Annotated in this window: 14 protein-coding genes and 2 pseudogenes; 7 read left to right on the top strand and 9 right to left on the bottom strand. The window is 60.9% G+C overall.

The genetic code is table 11. From position 1 onward, the window contains the following. Positions 1–583: 583 nt before the first annotated feature. The 3 genes from ACFOD4_RS00145 to ACFOD4_RS00135 form a co-directional block, all read right to left on the bottom strand. Complete coding sequence (locus tag ACFOD4_RS00145; RefSeq protein ID WP_379592343.1) at positions 584–1609, bottom strand: PAS domain S-box protein; 1026 nt, start codon at positions 1607–1609, stop codon at positions 584–586. Between the two features lie 1175 nt (positions 1610–2784). Continuing rightward, positions 2785–3054, bottom strand: coding sequence for a hypothetical protein (locus tag ACFOD4_RS00140; protein ID WP_379592341.1), 270 nt, complete (start codon positions 3052–3054; stop codon positions 2785–2787). A 124-nt stretch (positions 3055–3178) separates the two neighbouring features. Then, complete coding sequence (locus ACFOD4_RS00135; RefSeq protein ID WP_379592339.1) at positions 3179–3913, bottom strand: Crp/Fnr family transcriptional regulator; 735 nt, start codon at positions 3911–3913, stop codon at positions 3179–3181. A gap of 1214 nt (positions 3914–5127) precedes the next feature. On the opposite strand from ACFOD4_RS00135, the pseudogene ACFOD4_RS00130 reads away from it, so the two are divergent. Continuing rightward, a pseudogene (locus tag ACFOD4_RS00130) lies at positions 5128–5477 on the top strand (PIN domain-containing protein). Between the two features lie 588 nt (positions 5478–6065). Here ACFOD4_RS00130 and ACFOD4_RS00125 read toward each other — a convergent pair. Next, on the bottom strand, positions 6066–6503 hold the full coding sequence (locus ACFOD4_RS00125; protein WP_379592337.1) for a hypothetical protein: 438 nt from the start codon (positions 6501–6503) through the stop codon (positions 6066–6068). A 450-nt stretch (positions 6504–6953) separates the two neighbouring features. Here ACFOD4_RS00125 and ACFOD4_RS00120 point away from each other — a divergent pair, with 450 nt between their 5' ends. The 4 genes from ACFOD4_RS00120 to ACFOD4_RS00105 all read left to right on the top strand — a co-directional run bounded on the left by ACFOD4_RS00120 (position 6954) and on the right by ACFOD4_RS00105 (position 10305). Further along, positions 6954–7682 (top strand): calcium-binding protein, encoded by a 729-nt coding sequence (locus ACFOD4_RS00120; RefSeq protein ID WP_379592335.1) that lies wholly within the window; start codon positions 6954–6956, stop codon positions 7680–7682. Between the two features lie 434 nt (positions 7683–8116). After that, positions 8117–8872 carry a carbonic anhydrase gene (locus ACFOD4_RS00115; protein WP_379592333.1) on the top strand — a complete coding sequence of 252 codons (756 nt, stop codon included), beginning with the start codon at positions 8117–8119 and terminating at the stop codon, positions 8870–8872. 108 nt (positions 8873–8980) lie between these two features. Further along, positions 8981–9700 (top strand): response regulator transcription factor, encoded by a 720-nt coding sequence (locus ACFOD4_RS00110; RefSeq protein ID WP_379592332.1) that lies wholly within the window; start codon positions 8981–8983, stop codon positions 9698–9700. A 173-nt stretch (positions 9701–9873) separates the two neighbouring features. Next, entirely contained in the window at positions 9874–10305 is a 432-nt protein-coding gene (locus tag ACFOD4_RS00105) for a helix-turn-helix domain-containing protein (protein WP_379592331.1), read from the top strand. Between the two features lie 247 nt (positions 10306–10552). On the opposite strand, the gene ACFOD4_RS00100 is transcribed toward ACFOD4_RS00105, so the two are convergent. After that, positions 10553–10789 carry a hypothetical protein gene (locus ACFOD4_RS00100; protein ID WP_379592329.1) on the bottom strand — a complete coding sequence of 79 codons (237 nt, stop codon included), beginning with the start codon at positions 10787–10789 and terminating at the stop codon, positions 10553–10555. A 40-nt stretch (positions 10790–10829) separates the two neighbouring features. On the opposite strand from ACFOD4_RS00100, the gene ACFOD4_RS00095 reads away from it, so the two are divergent. Further along, on the top strand, positions 10830–11390 hold the full coding sequence (locus ACFOD4_RS00095; protein WP_379592327.1) for a GrpB family protein: 561 nt from the start codon (positions 10830–10832) through the stop codon (positions 11388–11390). 28 nt (positions 11391–11418) lie between these two features. Here ACFOD4_RS00095 and ACFOD4_RS00090 read toward each other — a convergent pair whose 3' ends face one another. Together ACFOD4_RS00090 and ACFOD4_RS00085 are read right to left on the bottom strand one after the other, a co-directional pair. Further along, positions 11419–12144, bottom strand: coding sequence for a class I SAM-dependent methyltransferase (locus ACFOD4_RS00090; RefSeq protein WP_379592325.1), 726 nt, complete (start codon positions 12142–12144; stop codon positions 11419–11421). Positions 12145–12287: 143 nt separating this feature from the next. Beyond that, positions 12288–12410: pseudogene (locus ACFOD4_RS00085) on the bottom strand (transposase); the annotation flags it as partial. A gap of 321 nt (positions 12411–12731) precedes the next feature. Between ACFOD4_RS00085 and ACFOD4_RS00080 the strand changes: the two are divergent. Further along, the gene (locus ACFOD4_RS00080; protein WP_379592323.1) at positions 12732–13199 is read left to right on the top strand and encodes an ASCH domain-containing protein; all 468 of its coding nucleotides are present in this window, start codon (positions 12732–12734) and stop codon (positions 13197–13199) included. A gap of 758 nt (positions 13200–13957) precedes the next feature. Here ACFOD4_RS00080 and ACFOD4_RS00075 read toward each other — a convergent pair. Both ACFOD4_RS00075 and ACFOD4_RS00070 read right to left on the bottom strand, forming a co-directional pair. Next, complete coding sequence (locus ACFOD4_RS00075) at positions 13958–14395, bottom strand: acetyltransferase (RefSeq protein ID WP_379592321.1); 438 nt, start codon at positions 14393–14395, stop codon at positions 13958–13960. Positions 14396–14475: 80 nt separating this feature from the next. After that, entirely contained in the window at positions 14476–14724 is a 249-nt protein-coding gene (locus ACFOD4_RS00070; RefSeq protein WP_379592319.1) for an N-acetyltransferase, read from the bottom strand. Positions 14725–14845: the final 121 nt, after the last annotated feature.

The following is a 14845-nucleotide window of genomic DNA, read 5'->3' as shown; positions in this document are numbered from 1 at the left end:
GCATCTCTGCAGCCGCTTGGCGCCAGAAACTCCGCAGCGGTCGCTGTCATGATCCCAACCGCCGGCTCAGCCCGCATCGTTGCAGGCGGAGCCGCGCCCCCGGAGTCGCTGCTCATCTCGCGATAGTAGCGCTGGGTGCCGCAGGTGATGCTCGCCATCACAAGAGCTGCTGAAGCCTGTGGGACAAAGGCACTGGCTGCGCACCACGTTGCTGCCGGTGCCAAGTCCACACACAACCCGCGCTGCTTCGGGCAAAGCATCGCGGGCGAAACCAGGATGCTACGGGACATCGGCTGCAGCGCATGCCAAATCCCACCATCTGCCTCATTCACGTATTGAAGCAATGAGCGAAAAAGGTCAGTCGGCATCGAAGCCGGCTTCCACCGCTCATTCTTCCTGGAAAAGGGGGTGCCAAACACATCAGGAGGATAACGAAGTGAGGAGCCTCATCCGCAGAAATATGTGCCGCAACTGGGCCCAGCAGGGCGACGGCTTATCGATGCCTTCAATGCGTTCGGCTATATGATGGAGCTTGTATCATGGGCTCCAGGTAGCCCCGTTCTTTGAAAGGGATTGTGGTAGCTTACCGGTCTGCAGCGCACCCTATTTCAGATAGCGGCAGGCTGATGCTGCAACACAGGCCCTCTGGCTGAAAATCCAGGCAGGTTTCCGCCCCTAACTCGTAAGGCAAGGCCTTCTCGATCAGCTTGCGCCCGAAGCCGGATCGTGCCGGAGTGCCTATCGGCTTGCCGCCGCGTTCAATCCAACGGATCTCCAGTTGAGGCGCGCCAGACTGATGCGGCCGCAAAGCCCAGGAAACTGCAAGGCTTCCACAACTCGTCAAAAGCGAGCCATGGACGAGGGCGTTCGCGAGCAGTTCGTCAATGGCTAATGAAAGCATCTGTACAGCATTGCCGCCGATCCTGACCGAGGGACCTTCAAGACGGACAGTGGCCGGATCGGTCCTTGGCCATAAGGCGCGACTCAAAAGATCGAACAGCGTGACCTGACTTGCGGCCTCGAGCCGAGCGTCATACGCGCCGGCCAATGCCACGATGCGCCGCTCCAGAGCAGTGCCGACATCCTGGTCACAGCTTACGGCTCGCACTGTTTGCAAAGCTATCGCGTGCACCGAGGTCAGCGCGCTCCGCACCCAATATCGTGCATCCTGGATCGTTGAAGTTGACGGATCCTCCGGTAGCGGCAGGCTCGCATCCTTGAAGCTGACCAGGAAGCCAGATACCGCGCTGTCTCCATGCAGCCGCAAAGTCGTTGTCCCAGTGGCCCAGAAACGGCTGCCATCGCAGCGCCGATGCCAACGTTCCACCGGCGAGCATCCCTCGCGGAGCGCCCGCGTCAGGCCATCTATAAAGATGATCCCGTCACGATCCTCGGCGCAGAGCAGAGCGCCGCCAAAGCGCCCCAGCACGTCTTCCGCGGCATAACCGGAAAGAGCCTTGGCGCCGCCGTTCCAGCCAACGATTCGACCGCCAAGATCCAAACTGACGAGAGCAAAGGCGGGTTGCGGCTCGTTGCAAGGCTCATCGCTGGCGCGAGCCTGTGGATGGTCAATCCAGTCCAGGTTCCGCATCACTTTAAGCTGCGCCATGCGGTTCCGCCTCCTTCAAGATTTCGAACAGGAAGCCGGCCCTGCGTACGCTGAGCGGGCGCAGAGCCACTGGCCAGCAGACAGGCCAGAGCTAGGACACGGCCCAGAAGCGACGTTGAGATGCCGTACCGCATGAACGTCACTGCAGCCGAGATAAAGAAAGTCGTGACCCGTAGCGGTGCACTGATGGGGCGGGCATCGCGCGCGCCATCTTTCATTCGTGTCGGCATCAATGATGACAGGAACCGTACCGGTCGTTGTGCAGCGGGCCTCGCCTCGAGCTTGGCACTTGATCTGCCGTGAAGACCAGCCAATGCGGTAGTCTACCTCATGGGAGGCGTCGTCGAGTTCAGTGATGGCATTCGATCCCTGGGCTGATCCGCCTGCCAGCGGGCATGAGCCAAAGCCACGAAGTTCTGGCGGCTTGACCGGCGGACCACCGCGCTCGCTCCAGAGGATGGCGACGGGAGACGTTTTGGAGTGGTTTTCAGCCTCGACCTGCCTGTTCACCAGGACCCGTCCTTCTGGCGTGGACGAGGTCCCGTACTTGGCGACGTTGTTGACCAGTTCGTAGAAGGTGAGGTCAAGAACGGGCACGTCGCAGGCCGGTAGGTGCACCCAGACTCTGTCCAGGCAGCAGAAGAAGCTGGCGTCTAGGGGAAAGGCACCCTGCATGACAGCAGTCTCGCTCAGGCCGAGCACAGGACCATTAAACCAGATTAGTATTCGTTTCGACTTCGTAGGGAATTTGCCGGTAACCAATGATGCAACGATCTGCTGCCTCGTTCCTAGTGCAGTGTAGGATCTGAGAGTTAGTGATTTGCGCGATGATCTGACAAAGGCATCTGTGCAGAGCCTGGAGGCCGTGCATGGTCCACCGCCGATAGTACGCCTGCCGCAATCCTATCCAGGACGCCCGCGTAAAGCTACTTCGCTCGGGCGTGGGAAAAAGAGCTGAAGATCCAGCGGATCAGCATGAGCAGAACCCGCCAGATTGATGCACAGGCGGAGGCCAACCTGCAGTGGGCCCAGGACGCTGCTCTGTCACCAGGCTGGGTCCCTGATGACGGGGCCGTGAAACCAAGTTGCCGAACCTACCATGCGATAGCCTGGCCATGGCAGAGCAAGCCGGTCGCGGCCACAGCATCCAGCCGCTTCTATGCCGCGGTCGCTGATCAGCGACCTTGTTCATGATCCAGCCGACCACGAGGCATCATGGAAGCGACCGAAAAGGCTACAACAGAGCGAAGAAGCTGTGTTCCATCTTCGACTTCGACGCTGATCTCAACGGCAGAACTCTGTACGCCCTGAGCGATGTCCTCGGCCAGCATAGCAACTGCACCCCGAATACCCAGCGCCAAAGCAACCTCAGGTTGTTCATATTCTGCGCCATGGTCGCAAGAATGGAAAGTTGCGTTTCGAGCATGGATATAGAGCAACGGCATGGCCTGGCCTCCCATGAGGCGAAGGCTCACACCCCCAGCCGTCAGCGCCTCAGTTTGCCAGCCGACGATGATCCATATCTAAAGGAATATCGCCGCACGACAATATACAGAGTTAATATAAGTATTATATGTTCGATGAGCGGTAAGCCCGCAGCTTCCTATGCAGATAATTGTCGTCGAAGCCGGAGATCCGGGTCAGCTTTGCTGCGTCGAGGATACGCAGCAAACCCCTCTGCAGCTCGATGGCTCCACTTTGCCGCAGCTCCTGCAGAACTCTGTTGATATGCACCGGCGTCATGCCAAGCGCATCTGCGAGAACCACCTGCGACAGCGGCAGCTCGACCTCGTCGTCATGCGCGATGCCGATGCGCACACCACGAACGTAGAGTTCCAGCAGCAGGTGCGCCACGCGCTCCGCGCTGCCTCGCCGACCCAGGCTCACGATCCATGCACGGAGTGTGCCTTCATCCACAAGCTGGGCCACGTACATCGCACGCGCGACGCTGGGATGCGTCATCATCAGCCCGTTCATCGTCTCGCCGGCGATCTTGACGATTTTCGACGGGCTCACCGTCTGGATGCTGTGGTCCATCTCGGCCAGCATGCCGATGTTCAGGTCACAGGCATCACCAGGCATTAAAAAGGCCATGATCTGACGCGATCCGCTCGGCAAAGCCTTGTAACGGATGGCCCAACCCTCCAGCACCACGAAGACAGGGCCAGGGCGGTCGCCTTCGCGAATCAGGTCCTGGCGTGGCTTGAAATCCTGCGGCCGATGGGTCGCTGCTGTCAGTGCAGCGACTGCCTCCTCAGTGAGGTCAGCGAATCCCTGGAGCTTCTGAATAAACCGATTGGCCATCCCATCGGCCTACACGTTGTCCTTGATGCAAAATATCGCTTCAGATCAATGAAAGAAATTATTATCTGGAGAGATTATACTTTTTGGAGGTCAGACTCATGAAGGCGGTTGCACGGTTAAGGCTATAAGCGACTGCCGCTGGCTCTGAGCCCACAAAGAATGGAATGGCGGTTTCTGGCCAAAACATCGTCAATCACAATGCCGGGCGACGTTACTGCCGAACAAGCCGCTTTGCCGTACCTCGTGCGGATGCGCGGCGGGTGATCAGCGGCATTATCCACGTGTTGCGGTCTGGTGGGCGACGGGCCGCTGCGCCTGCCGGCTGGCCATGCAAGACGCTGTGCAATCGCTTCGTGCGGTGGGCGAGGGCGCCTGGACCCGGCTCTTCCAGATGCTGGCCGGTACAGGCTGTCTGAGGGCCGAACCGCTGCTCGAACGGCAGCTCCATAAAGTCCCATGGCCGTGCCACCGGCGGCAGAGGGAGCAGACGTTGCAGGCACTCGACGTTAGACGGAGCGGACGCGCCACCAAGATCCACACCCGCGGCGACAGCCTGGCTCGTCTGCTTGCCGTCGTGCTGATGCCTGGTCAGGCGGCGAATTGCCGCGCTGCTGCGGAACCCTCCGCGAGCAGCCTGATCATGGCCGACCGCGCCTATGACACCAACACTGTTTGTCAGAGATCCAGAGCAAGCGCGGCACGCCCAACATGCCGCCAAGGCGCAATAGGCTCTGGAAGCACTGCTTCAGTCCTTTCCTCTATCGAGCGCTCAACTCCGCTGAGTGCATGTTCTGCAGCCTCAAGGGCTTTTGCATCGTCACCCCGCTACGTCGCTGCTGGCGGGGAAGAAGGTTGCCGTCATAGCGACGTAGTGAGGCCTTGTTGCCCAACACTGCTTTGAACATGCCATTGCAGCCTATCCCTGCAGCTTCACCAGAAGAAGCGCACCATGGGCCTGGAAGGGATATGGCAGAGGGCTAGATAAAGACACATCACGCTGACACGAACCACCCTGATCCTGTTGAGCCGTTCTCAGGCCCTGCTCCTGCCTGAAAGCGTGGCTTCCGAGGGCGGGCATCCGGGAGTAATGATGCTGCGCGACGGTGCTCGCCGCGGGATTGTGCCGGCCGAGGCGCTGCGGGATAATTCTTCGCCAGTCCGGGCGCGCATCTTGGTGAACGCCGGAAGCCAGCCAGGCAGGATCGTGAGGCGCTGTGACGCTGCGCTACCTGGTGGATACCAGCCTCTGCATTCGGGTGCTGCATGACCGCCTGGCGGAGCTGCGGACGCGCTTCAATGCCGAAGCCGAGGCGCTCTGCATCTCCGAAGTAGTGCGCTACGAGCTGTTGCATGGGGCTGAGCGCTCGGCCAGGCCAACGGAGGGGCGACAGCGGCGCATATGGCAGAGATCCGCGCAAGCCTGGAGCGACAGGGCACCGTGACCGGTCCTTATGATCTGATGATCGCGGGGCATGCATTCAGCCGCGGCTTGGTGGTGGTGACCGGCAGTCTGGGCGAGTTCAGCCGAGTAGACGGCTTGCGGAGCGAGGACTGGCTCCCCTAAGCGTGAGAAAGCTTCCGGCTGCGGACGGGAACCCGAGTACGATCATGCTTAAGGGGTGCGCTGTAGAGCGCTGTGTTCAAACATCGGCGGTATGCAGAGCTACCAGCCGCGGAACATCGCGAAGAGCAACTTTCGGCAGACCGGCTCGTGGCCCATGAGGTTCATTGTCGGCCGATGCTAGCGGCTGACCCAAGGAAAGCGAGAACGGCTCGACATGATGCGCCTTCTTGCGCAGGCACTTACCAGCACTGCGGCGAGCTTTGACAGCGGATGCTCAACACCATGCGCACTGCCGTAGGCAGGGGCAGGGGCCATCACGGCCGCCTACCAGATTGTCTACGACTATCTGATCTGGAAAACCACGAAGCAGGCGGAGCATCAGGCACAGACAGCATCCTGGCATCCGGCGCAGAGTAGTGCCCAGATGCAAGCGCTGGATACTGCAGCACCATCGCCTATAGCTGCCGTCATACAGGCCCTTCTAATGTCGCATCAGGAAAGCGCTCGACAATATGTCGCACGGCCGTGCTCCAAAGCTCGAGCGTCCCGGCTGCCTTCCAACCTCATGCCGGTCGTCAACAGCGCAGGTCATATGTGAAAGCGACGGAAGATTTTGCCGAACTCCTCGTTCCAACTTTCCAAGGTTGCTTCCACAACTTTGCGGCCGGCAGAGGTGAGCTGGAAATCTGTCTCGCCCGCTCTCTCGATCAGGCCGAGCGCCTTGACCTCGCCCAGATAGCGGCGGGACGTATTCGGCCTGACGCCGTCTATGGCACCGCTATCGGAGCTTTCCGTATCCATATCCCCAATGATATCCGCCCGGCTCACCCGACCGCCTTCGAGATAGGCGATGGATAGGATGAACCAGTAGTACATGTAGTTCGGGTTCTTCCACTTCTCTGCGCTCGTAGCACCACGGCTGCCCTGGAGCCTTGCAAGAGGAGTCTCTCTCCGGATGTTCTCCTGCCAGACCTTGAACTGGCTGTTGGTGATCCGGATCAATTCTTTGGCTTCCGCAGGGTCCATCCGTCGCATCTTCTTTGATCGAAATCGCGCAACCATGCGCGGATGGTTCGTCTAGCAGATCGTTGCGATTTCGACCAACAGGCTTTCGCGCATCGGAAATCGGCGCCAAGCCCAGGTGCATGAGGGCCAGATTGCTGCCCATAGCTTGGCAAAGAGACGCAGAGATGTGGCTGTTACAAACTCCCGCATGGCAGACGCTCGCGCATCGTTGTTCCGCGTCCAGATCGGCAGGAGCAGGCCGCTCCTCCCTTGTCTGGCCAAGCACGACACTACGGAACGGCGAGTGGATCACCGGTTCACATCCAGTCCTCGCAGGAGGCAGCCAGGCCTGCTTAACGGTTCAAAGTCGAACCGCCACCGTAACGAATTTTTTATTTCCGCAAATATCGAGATTGCTGGAAATAGCGCCCACGGCTCGCTGCCCGTCACAAAGAGGAAATGGTAGAAATCATGGCCAATTACTATGGTTCTATAAAAAGCGATGTGATTGCTGTTCCTGGAAATACGTCTGACGACGTCATTCTCGGTAATAGCGAGTATCCCGCAGCGTGGTCATTTCCGCGTGACAACAATATTCTGGTCGCGGGCTCGGGTAACGACACGATCCGCGGCGGACACGGCCACGATCTCATCACGGGCGGTGCGGGCAACGACACGATCATGGGTTTCGGGAACGGTTATGCGCCTTCCTATGACGCCTATCTGGCAATGGCAGCCCTCGACTACTCGGACATCATCGACGGCGGAGCGGGCGATGACAAGATCGACGGCGGCGGCGGAAATGACACGCTGCTCGGAGGCACGGGCCAGGACGTCATCCAGGGTGGTGCCGGCAACGACCTGATGTACGGCGGCGCAGGTGACGACTGGCTGCGCGGCGGTGTCGGCGGCGACCGCATGTGGGGCGGCGGGGGACGCGACCTCTTTGTCTTCAACTTCAGCAGGGAGGGTGCTGACAACGGGGTGGGGCCTGGACAGCGCGACGTGATCGAGGACTTCAACCTCGCCGAGGACAAGCTCGACTTCTACGGCTATGCCAGCCTGGAGGACGTGCGCGACTTTCAGATGAGCGAGACAGCCGGAGGCCTGCTGTTCGAACTCGAGTATGCGGGTAGTGCGCGCGAGATCGAACTGGTTGGCCTGCGGCTGTCCGACGCCGATTCCATCGTGCTGATCTAGCAAAGTCCATTCGGAGGGTGGGCCGCTTGGTGTGCCGCCAGGCGCGGCACCGTCAAGCCGGCACAGAACGTTGCTCATCGCCACAAGACGGTATCGTCATGGAGCCAAACTCCGTCACCACATTGGCTTTGTCATTGTAGCCGTCTTGCAGCGGCGCGCTGAATTGACGGAGCTCCGTTCACACAAGCGCGGACGAGCAGAACACCATGGAAGACCGGATCGTGGTCTCTTCCCGGCACGGCATCGCAGTTCCCGTGGTGCCGCCAAGCACTGATTGGATGGCCGATTGAGCAGGAACGGCCCAATGAAGGGCCGTTAGCGCCGATCTACCGCATCCAATCTCCGACTATTTCTCAGCCCGCCTGCCAGTGGGCCGACCATCAACGTAACCTGCGGGGGCGATCGCCGATCCCGCGATCAATCTGGAACCGACCATGCATCACTTATCCTGCCTTTGCTGTGGCGGAACACCTCATGCCTTCCCGGCTCCGGGCCGCCGTGGCTTTCTGGCGGGCGGGATAGCCGCCGGCCTTGCTGCCACTGCCTTGCCCCGCCGCGACGCGCTGGCAGCCAGTCTTGTGCCACAGACCGCGCTGACGCCCGACCAAGCACTCGCGTTGCTGAAGAAGGGCAATGACGAGTATATGCACGAGGCGCCCTACAGCTTCGCCCATGGCCGAGAGCGCAGGGTTGAGCTTGCCATGGGCCAGGCTCCTTTCGCGGTGCTGGTCGGCTGCTCGGACAGCCGTGTTCCGCCTGAGCTGCTGTTTGGAAGGGGCCTGGGCGAGCTCTTCATCGTGCGCAATGCTGGCAACACGGTCGACACTGCGGCCTTGGGCAGTGTCGAGTACGGCGTTGGCGTGCTGGGCTGCCCACTGGTGGTTGTTCTGGGCCATGAGGGATGTGGCGCGGTGGCTGCGGCACTGGAAGTGATGGAGCGCAACACGAACTATCCCGGCGTGATCGGAGAGATGATCCAACCCATCGTTCCTGCCGTTCTCTCGGCGCGCAACGCGATCGGTAAGGTGTCGCTGGATGACGCCGTCATTGCCAATGCCCGCAGGGTCGCTACCCGCTTGAAAACTCAGAGCCCCATCTTGCAGGCCGCAATCCGGCAGCAGAAGCTCAGAGTTGTTGCCGCCCGGTACGATCTAGACGATGGCGATGTCCAGTGGTTCGAGGACGTCTGATCAGAGCCTCTGTTCCTGCGTTTGTGACTGAACCTTTAGAAGTCCTGCTGAGGCTGCCTGTAAGACATTGGCGGCATTGCAGGCACCCCCTTTCCCTGGAGACCACCGATGTCCGCCCTGCGCCAAATTCTCATCGTCGAGGACGATGCCGTGCTCCGTGCCACCTTGGCCGAGCAGATCCTGATCGGCGGTGAGTTCAGCGCCGATGAAGCGGAGAGCGCGGCCGAGGCTGAGAACAAGCTGTCCAGCGCGGGCGCACGCTACGACGCCATCCTGCTCGATGTCGGGCTTCCGGATGCGGATGGGCGGGAATTTTGCGCCAAGCTGCGCCGTGACGGGCGGCGTATGCCGGTGATCATGATCACCGGTGCCGATGCCGAGCAGGACGTGATCCGCGGCCTGAATGCCGGTGCTAATGACTACCTGTCGAAGCCGTACCGTCTCCCGGAACTGCTGGCCCGGGTGCGGGCCCAGCTGAGGGTTTTCGACAACTCCGAAGATGCCACCTTCCCCATCGGTCCTTTCGTTTTCCGTCCGAGCATGCGCCTGCTGCAGGAAACGGCCCGCAACCGCAAGGTGCGTCTGACGGCCAAGGAAACCGACATCCTGAAGTATCTTTACCGTGCCGGCGGCAAGCCCACGTCTCGGCAGACCCTGCTGAACGAGGTCTGGGGCTACAGCAACGGCGTCTCCACGCATACGCTGGAGACCCACATCTACCGGCTTCGCCAGAAGATCGAAGTCAACCCTGCCCAACCTCGGCTGCTGCTCACGGAGCACGGTGGTTACAAGCTGAACGCGACGGTGTTCGAGGTTGCCGACCTTTGATAGACTCGCTGCCAGAATGGCTGCTGTCTGTTTAGATCATAGGCATAGCCACGGCACCGCATCTCGTCGGAGTGGTGCCTTGATCCGCCACCAAGGCGCCGTGGCATGAACCTTTTGTCCCAGAACATTTACAGCATCAGAATGGCGACAGCCCGACACCTCCAGGAGCCTGAATGCCGTCGAGGATGATGTGCGATCCAGGGCACGGCGGTGTTGGTCTGCAAACCCTGCGTGACTGGATTCCGCGCTTCAATGCCAAGGGTTCTGCCGGGCTGGTCGACACTAAGGCGCCGGGACAACTATTCAAGCTTGACGGCCAGCAGCGTCAGCAGTTCCTACAGCTGGTGGGGGAGGGGCCGGCGGCTGCAATACATGGCGTAGTCCGCTGGTGCCTGATCAACTTGGCCCAGCGGCTCTTTGAGGAGCACGGCCTCTCGACCGCCAAGCAGACCCTCAACCGAGAGATGCGGACACTCCGCCTGCGCAAGGTTTCCGCGCGGCCGCAGCACCATGTCCAGGATCCAGAGCCGGCAGAGGTTTTTAGAGAAACGTCGCCACTTGTCTGGCAAAAATTGCCCGGCCAGGGCCGCCAGACACCAAGGTAGAGATCTGGTTCTCCGACAATACCGGGGTAGGCCAGACGAACACCATCCGCCGCCGCTAAACGGAGCGTGGCAGCCGCCCGCTTGCTCCACGCGACCAGCGTACCCGCAACACTGCGGCCGTGGGACTGCATCTGGTCGACATCTCCAAGGCGGCCGCATCGGGTGCCTATGCCGTCCTCATGGTCGATCAGGCTGCCGGCATATCAGGCCCAAGCTCGCTGTGCCCAGCAACATCACCCTTTTGCCCCTACTGCCCCGTTAGACCGAATTGAACCCGGTCGAGAACATCTGGCAGTTCATGCGCGACAACTGGCCGGCCAATCGGATTTTCAAATCCTACGCCGCCATCGTCGCACCCTGCTGCTTCGCCTGGAACACCCCCATCAGCCAGCCCTGGAAGATTATCTCTATCGGCCTGCGAGATGGGCTCACCGGTGCCGATCAGAGAGACTTGGTATTCGATGAAAGCTTGATAGCCCGACACTGCCCTTGATCCTCGGGGAACGCGATGCAAAGACCAGCACATGGATGACGTGCGCCAGCAGTTCGGTACTGTGCAGATCCTGCCCTCAGACCCGCGATGGCCGCTGCTTTTTGAGCAGGAATGCGCGCTGCTGCAGGCGATCAGCCCGAACCCGTTCGCCGCGCTGGAGCACTTCGGCAGCACGGCCGTGTCCGGGCTGCCCGCGAAGCCGGTGATCGACATACTCGTGGCCATCACGACGCCCGAAGCCCTGGCGCACGCCGAGCCTGCCCTGATGTCCCTGAGCTATCGCGCATTGGACGTCGGCTTCCAGAGGCGGCGCTTCTTTCGCAAGGAGGCTGCGACCGGCGGTGTTGCGTACCACCTCCACGCCATCGGGGTGGAACGATGGGCGGACAAGGGCGAGCGGCTGTTCCGTGACTGGCTGCTGCGTGATCCCAAGACAGCGGTGGACTACGCCCGCCTGAAGAAGGATCTGGCCCGGCGGCATTCCAACAACTTGTCCGCTTATACGCGCGCTAAGACGGACTTCATCCGGCGTGTGGTGAATCTGGCCCGAGCGGAGCGTGGCCTGCTGCCAGAGACGGGCTGGAACGAGTGAGAACGGCGAATGAAGAAGATCTTCCGGGTCACCCTTCAGGCTTCCTCCATTGCATTAGGTGGAAAAGGGGCACGCGCCGGTAGTGCGCAGCGTCCCGCGGGTCACCACCCTCAGGGGCGGGCTCATCGAAGTGGACAAGCTGCAAGCCGTGCCCGAGCAGGCGGCCTACGTAGGCGCTCAAGGGACGGTGCCAGTTCTGGACGCGGATGCCGCGCCAGGCAACCCAGACTGCGCGCTCCTCGAGGTAGCCGTCGATGACGAAGCGTGGCTCGCCACCAACCTCTGAGTGCCAGCCGTCCGGCATACCCGCCGTCGCGAAGCTCGTCAGGTTTGCGATAAGGAGCGTCCCTCCCGGCCGCAGGACGCGGACCATCTCCGCGAGGCCCGCACTGAGGTCGGGAATGTCGATGAGGCTAAGATAGCTCACAACGAGGTCGAAGGAGGCACTTCCCATGCCAAGCGCCTCGGCACGGCCGACCCTGTACTCGCCTGTGGGATCCAGCTCCCGCGCACGGCTGATGAGGGCCTCCACGGGGTCGACCCCAACCGTGCTGATCCCCTCCAGCTGCATCAGGCGGCAGAAGCGGCCCTCGCCGCAGCCCACGTCGAGGGCCGTGCGAAAGCCGCGGCCGCGGATGCACGCGAGCATTGGGCCGTCTAGGACAAAGCGCCGGCCGTAGTCACCCGCCTCACCCATCTCCCTGATCCAGGCCTCGGTTGAGGCCTGCCAGCCGCCGTGCGTGTCCGCGTTCATGGAAGTTGACCATCTTTAGGTGCCGAACCTAACGCTTTAAGCGCCGCACGCGAACCCCGCCGAGCATGGCTGGGAGAGCAGCCGCATCCTCCTGGTCGAGTCTCAATGCCCGCTTCATAACGGTTGCGCCAGACGCTTGACAGGACCATGGCGACGGCAGAGCTGGCGGTGGCTGCGTGATCGCGGGCGAGGCGTCGGCAGCGGCCGAACCAAGCGAAGGACCTCTCCACCCTCCAACGCTTGGGATGTACGGCGAAGCCCTTCTGTCTTGGCGCACCGCCGAAGATGGTGACGACGATCGGCGAGGCTTGGCCGCATGCGACCTGGCATAGGCGTGGTTGGCTAAGCATCATGTGCATAGGCCGGCGGCGCGGGCGACCAATCGCGGCCGGAGGAGAAGGAACGGTGCCGCTAGCGCCCATTTGGCGTCGGGCACGTTGCATAGGGCTTGGCCGGACGTGCAAGCAGCGCCCGGGCGGCGGGGTCCATACCGGTGACCTCGAGGGACATCAGACACTGTTTGGACGCCGGACGCCGGATGCCTGACGCCTTCTCCGCTCGCGGTGCTGTATGATGAAGTCATTGCCGTGGCGGTGCTGAAGGAAAAGAAGTTGGGTGCCGAACTGAGGTCCGTGCTTGAAGCGGCCTTCCCGGGTCAGGAGGCGCGCTACTTCCTCCCAATGTCCATCGGGAATGCCCCTGAACACGCGGACGAGGGCGCCGCATTGATCCTGGAGGGGAGGAAGACGCTCACCTCCTCGCCGCTGTGGGACTACCTCGACGGGACAATTCCGTTCGTCGGGGCGCTCGGCGTGCTGCTCGACGGCGCGGGGCAGCCGCGTGGGGTTGTCGAGACGACATGCGTCGAGATCATGCCGTTCAGAGCCGTAACCGAGGACATGGTCCGCGCCTATGGTGAGGGGGAGCGGACGCTTGAGTGGTGGCAGAGCGTCATAGGCAATCTCTATCGCACCTCGGCGATCCGCCACGGTGCAACCTTCACCGAGGACACCCCACTGATCTGGGAGTGGTTTAGGGTCGTGCGGCGTTTGTAGATCGGGGCTGATCACCGGGCTGGCGCTAAGTCCGGCTCGTCATCCCGACTGCATTCGGAACGGGTTCTGAGGCAACGTAACGGGCCTTGCTTCCACTACCGTTCCAACTGGCTGTGATCCATGTCCGCTATCAGGATGTTGGTTGCTTGACTTGAACGGCTGCTTTGGGCGTATTCCGTTGAAAACTCTCTGTTGATCGGGCTGACTTCTGCTGATTCAATTTTGTCGATCAGCAAGGGCTAAGACCATGATGGGGCCGCGGCAAGTCGAGCGGTGCTTCTGATCTATCAGTTCTCGCTCGACATGTGCCGGGGCGTCGCCTGCAGCGGTCCTTCGATCGCTTCGTTGACCTGTCTGGCCCTCAGCAACAGTTGGCCGGCTCTATAACTCAACAGGTCGGCTTCCATCGATCCGGTCCTGAAGCTCGACCGGCTCCGTCTCAGAGATCCAATGGCGCCCGTGACGAGTTCTACCTCGCCGCCACGGCGCAGAACCTCTGGAAGATGGCCAAGCTGATCCCGATGCTAGAGTTAACCTCACGTGAGCGGCTCGAGCGATCCAAACGAGCTAGCTCAAGAACCTCGAAGCTAACCCGGCATCAGCATCCCGCGGCTTCTTGAACGGAATAGGCCTATGGCGGTCGGTCTCCCAGTGAATCCGGCTTCCTGAAAGCGGACGAGACCCTACTTTCGGATCCTGTGGTCTGGCTGGTTCTCAGATCATCCGCTTGGCAGCCTCGATGAGATGTTCATGGCAAATCATGGTGTCGAACGTAGATGGAGGAGCGGGTAGGGTCGGCCTTGCCCGTCCAGCTCCGATCGGCCGATCCGCCTGAAGCCAAGATGATTGTAGAAGCTAACCGCTTGCACGTTTTGTTCGTTAACATCGGTCGTGATGGTGGTGTGCAGTGAAATCGCGTATCCTACCAAGGTACGACCAACGCCCTTGCCCCGGTACACGTGGTCAACGAACAACGCTTCCATGTGCGACCCGCTCAGCAACATGAACCCAGTCGCATAGTCTCGCGCATCAACGGCCAACCAGAGCGGAGCACTTGGCAAGAAGGCAGACACCTCGCCTTCGATGGAAAGGCGGTCCTGGGCCGTCAGAAAATCATGCGTGGCGTCAACTGCGCTGCGCCAAATCTGCACAACGCGGCTGCCATCACTTGGGATCGATGTTCTGATCGTCAGCATGAGTCCACAATTGGTCGAATAGCAGCAGGCCTGAGGTGCCGCTTGGCGGTTATACTCCAGGCAGCTACGTTCCGCTCTGGTCAGATGTCGACATGGTGGCACACCAGAAACTTCACCACGTACGCGCGCTCCGGATCTGGCATGAGTATACCCTCAGACCTTGGCGTTCCAACGGTAGAGCACGTCGGCTTGTGTTCTTCGTTGTCTCGGCCATCTGTCTGGCAGATAGAAACAAAGCCGCGGCGCTCATAGAACCGGCGTGCAGGAGCATTGCGTTGGAAGGTCCACAAGCACAATTCGCTCATACCGTCTTTGGTGGCGGTCACCAACGCTGAACCGGTACCTCTGCACTGTGCCTGCGGTAGAACATATAGCTGATCGATCCAGCCTTACCGGAATGCCACGATGCCCAAGAGCGTGTGATCGCCGAAGGCGCCAAACAACGTACAG

Origin of the sequence: Teichococcus globiformis (genome assembly GCF_042646265.1) — a bacterium.
Classification (GTDB): domain Bacteria; phylum Pseudomonadota; class Alphaproteobacteria; order Acetobacterales; family Acetobacteraceae; genus Pseudoroseomonas; species Pseudoroseomonas globiformis.
The sequence above is the reverse complement of the archived record's forward strand: the minus strand, read 5'-3'. Positions and strand labels throughout refer to the sequence as shown.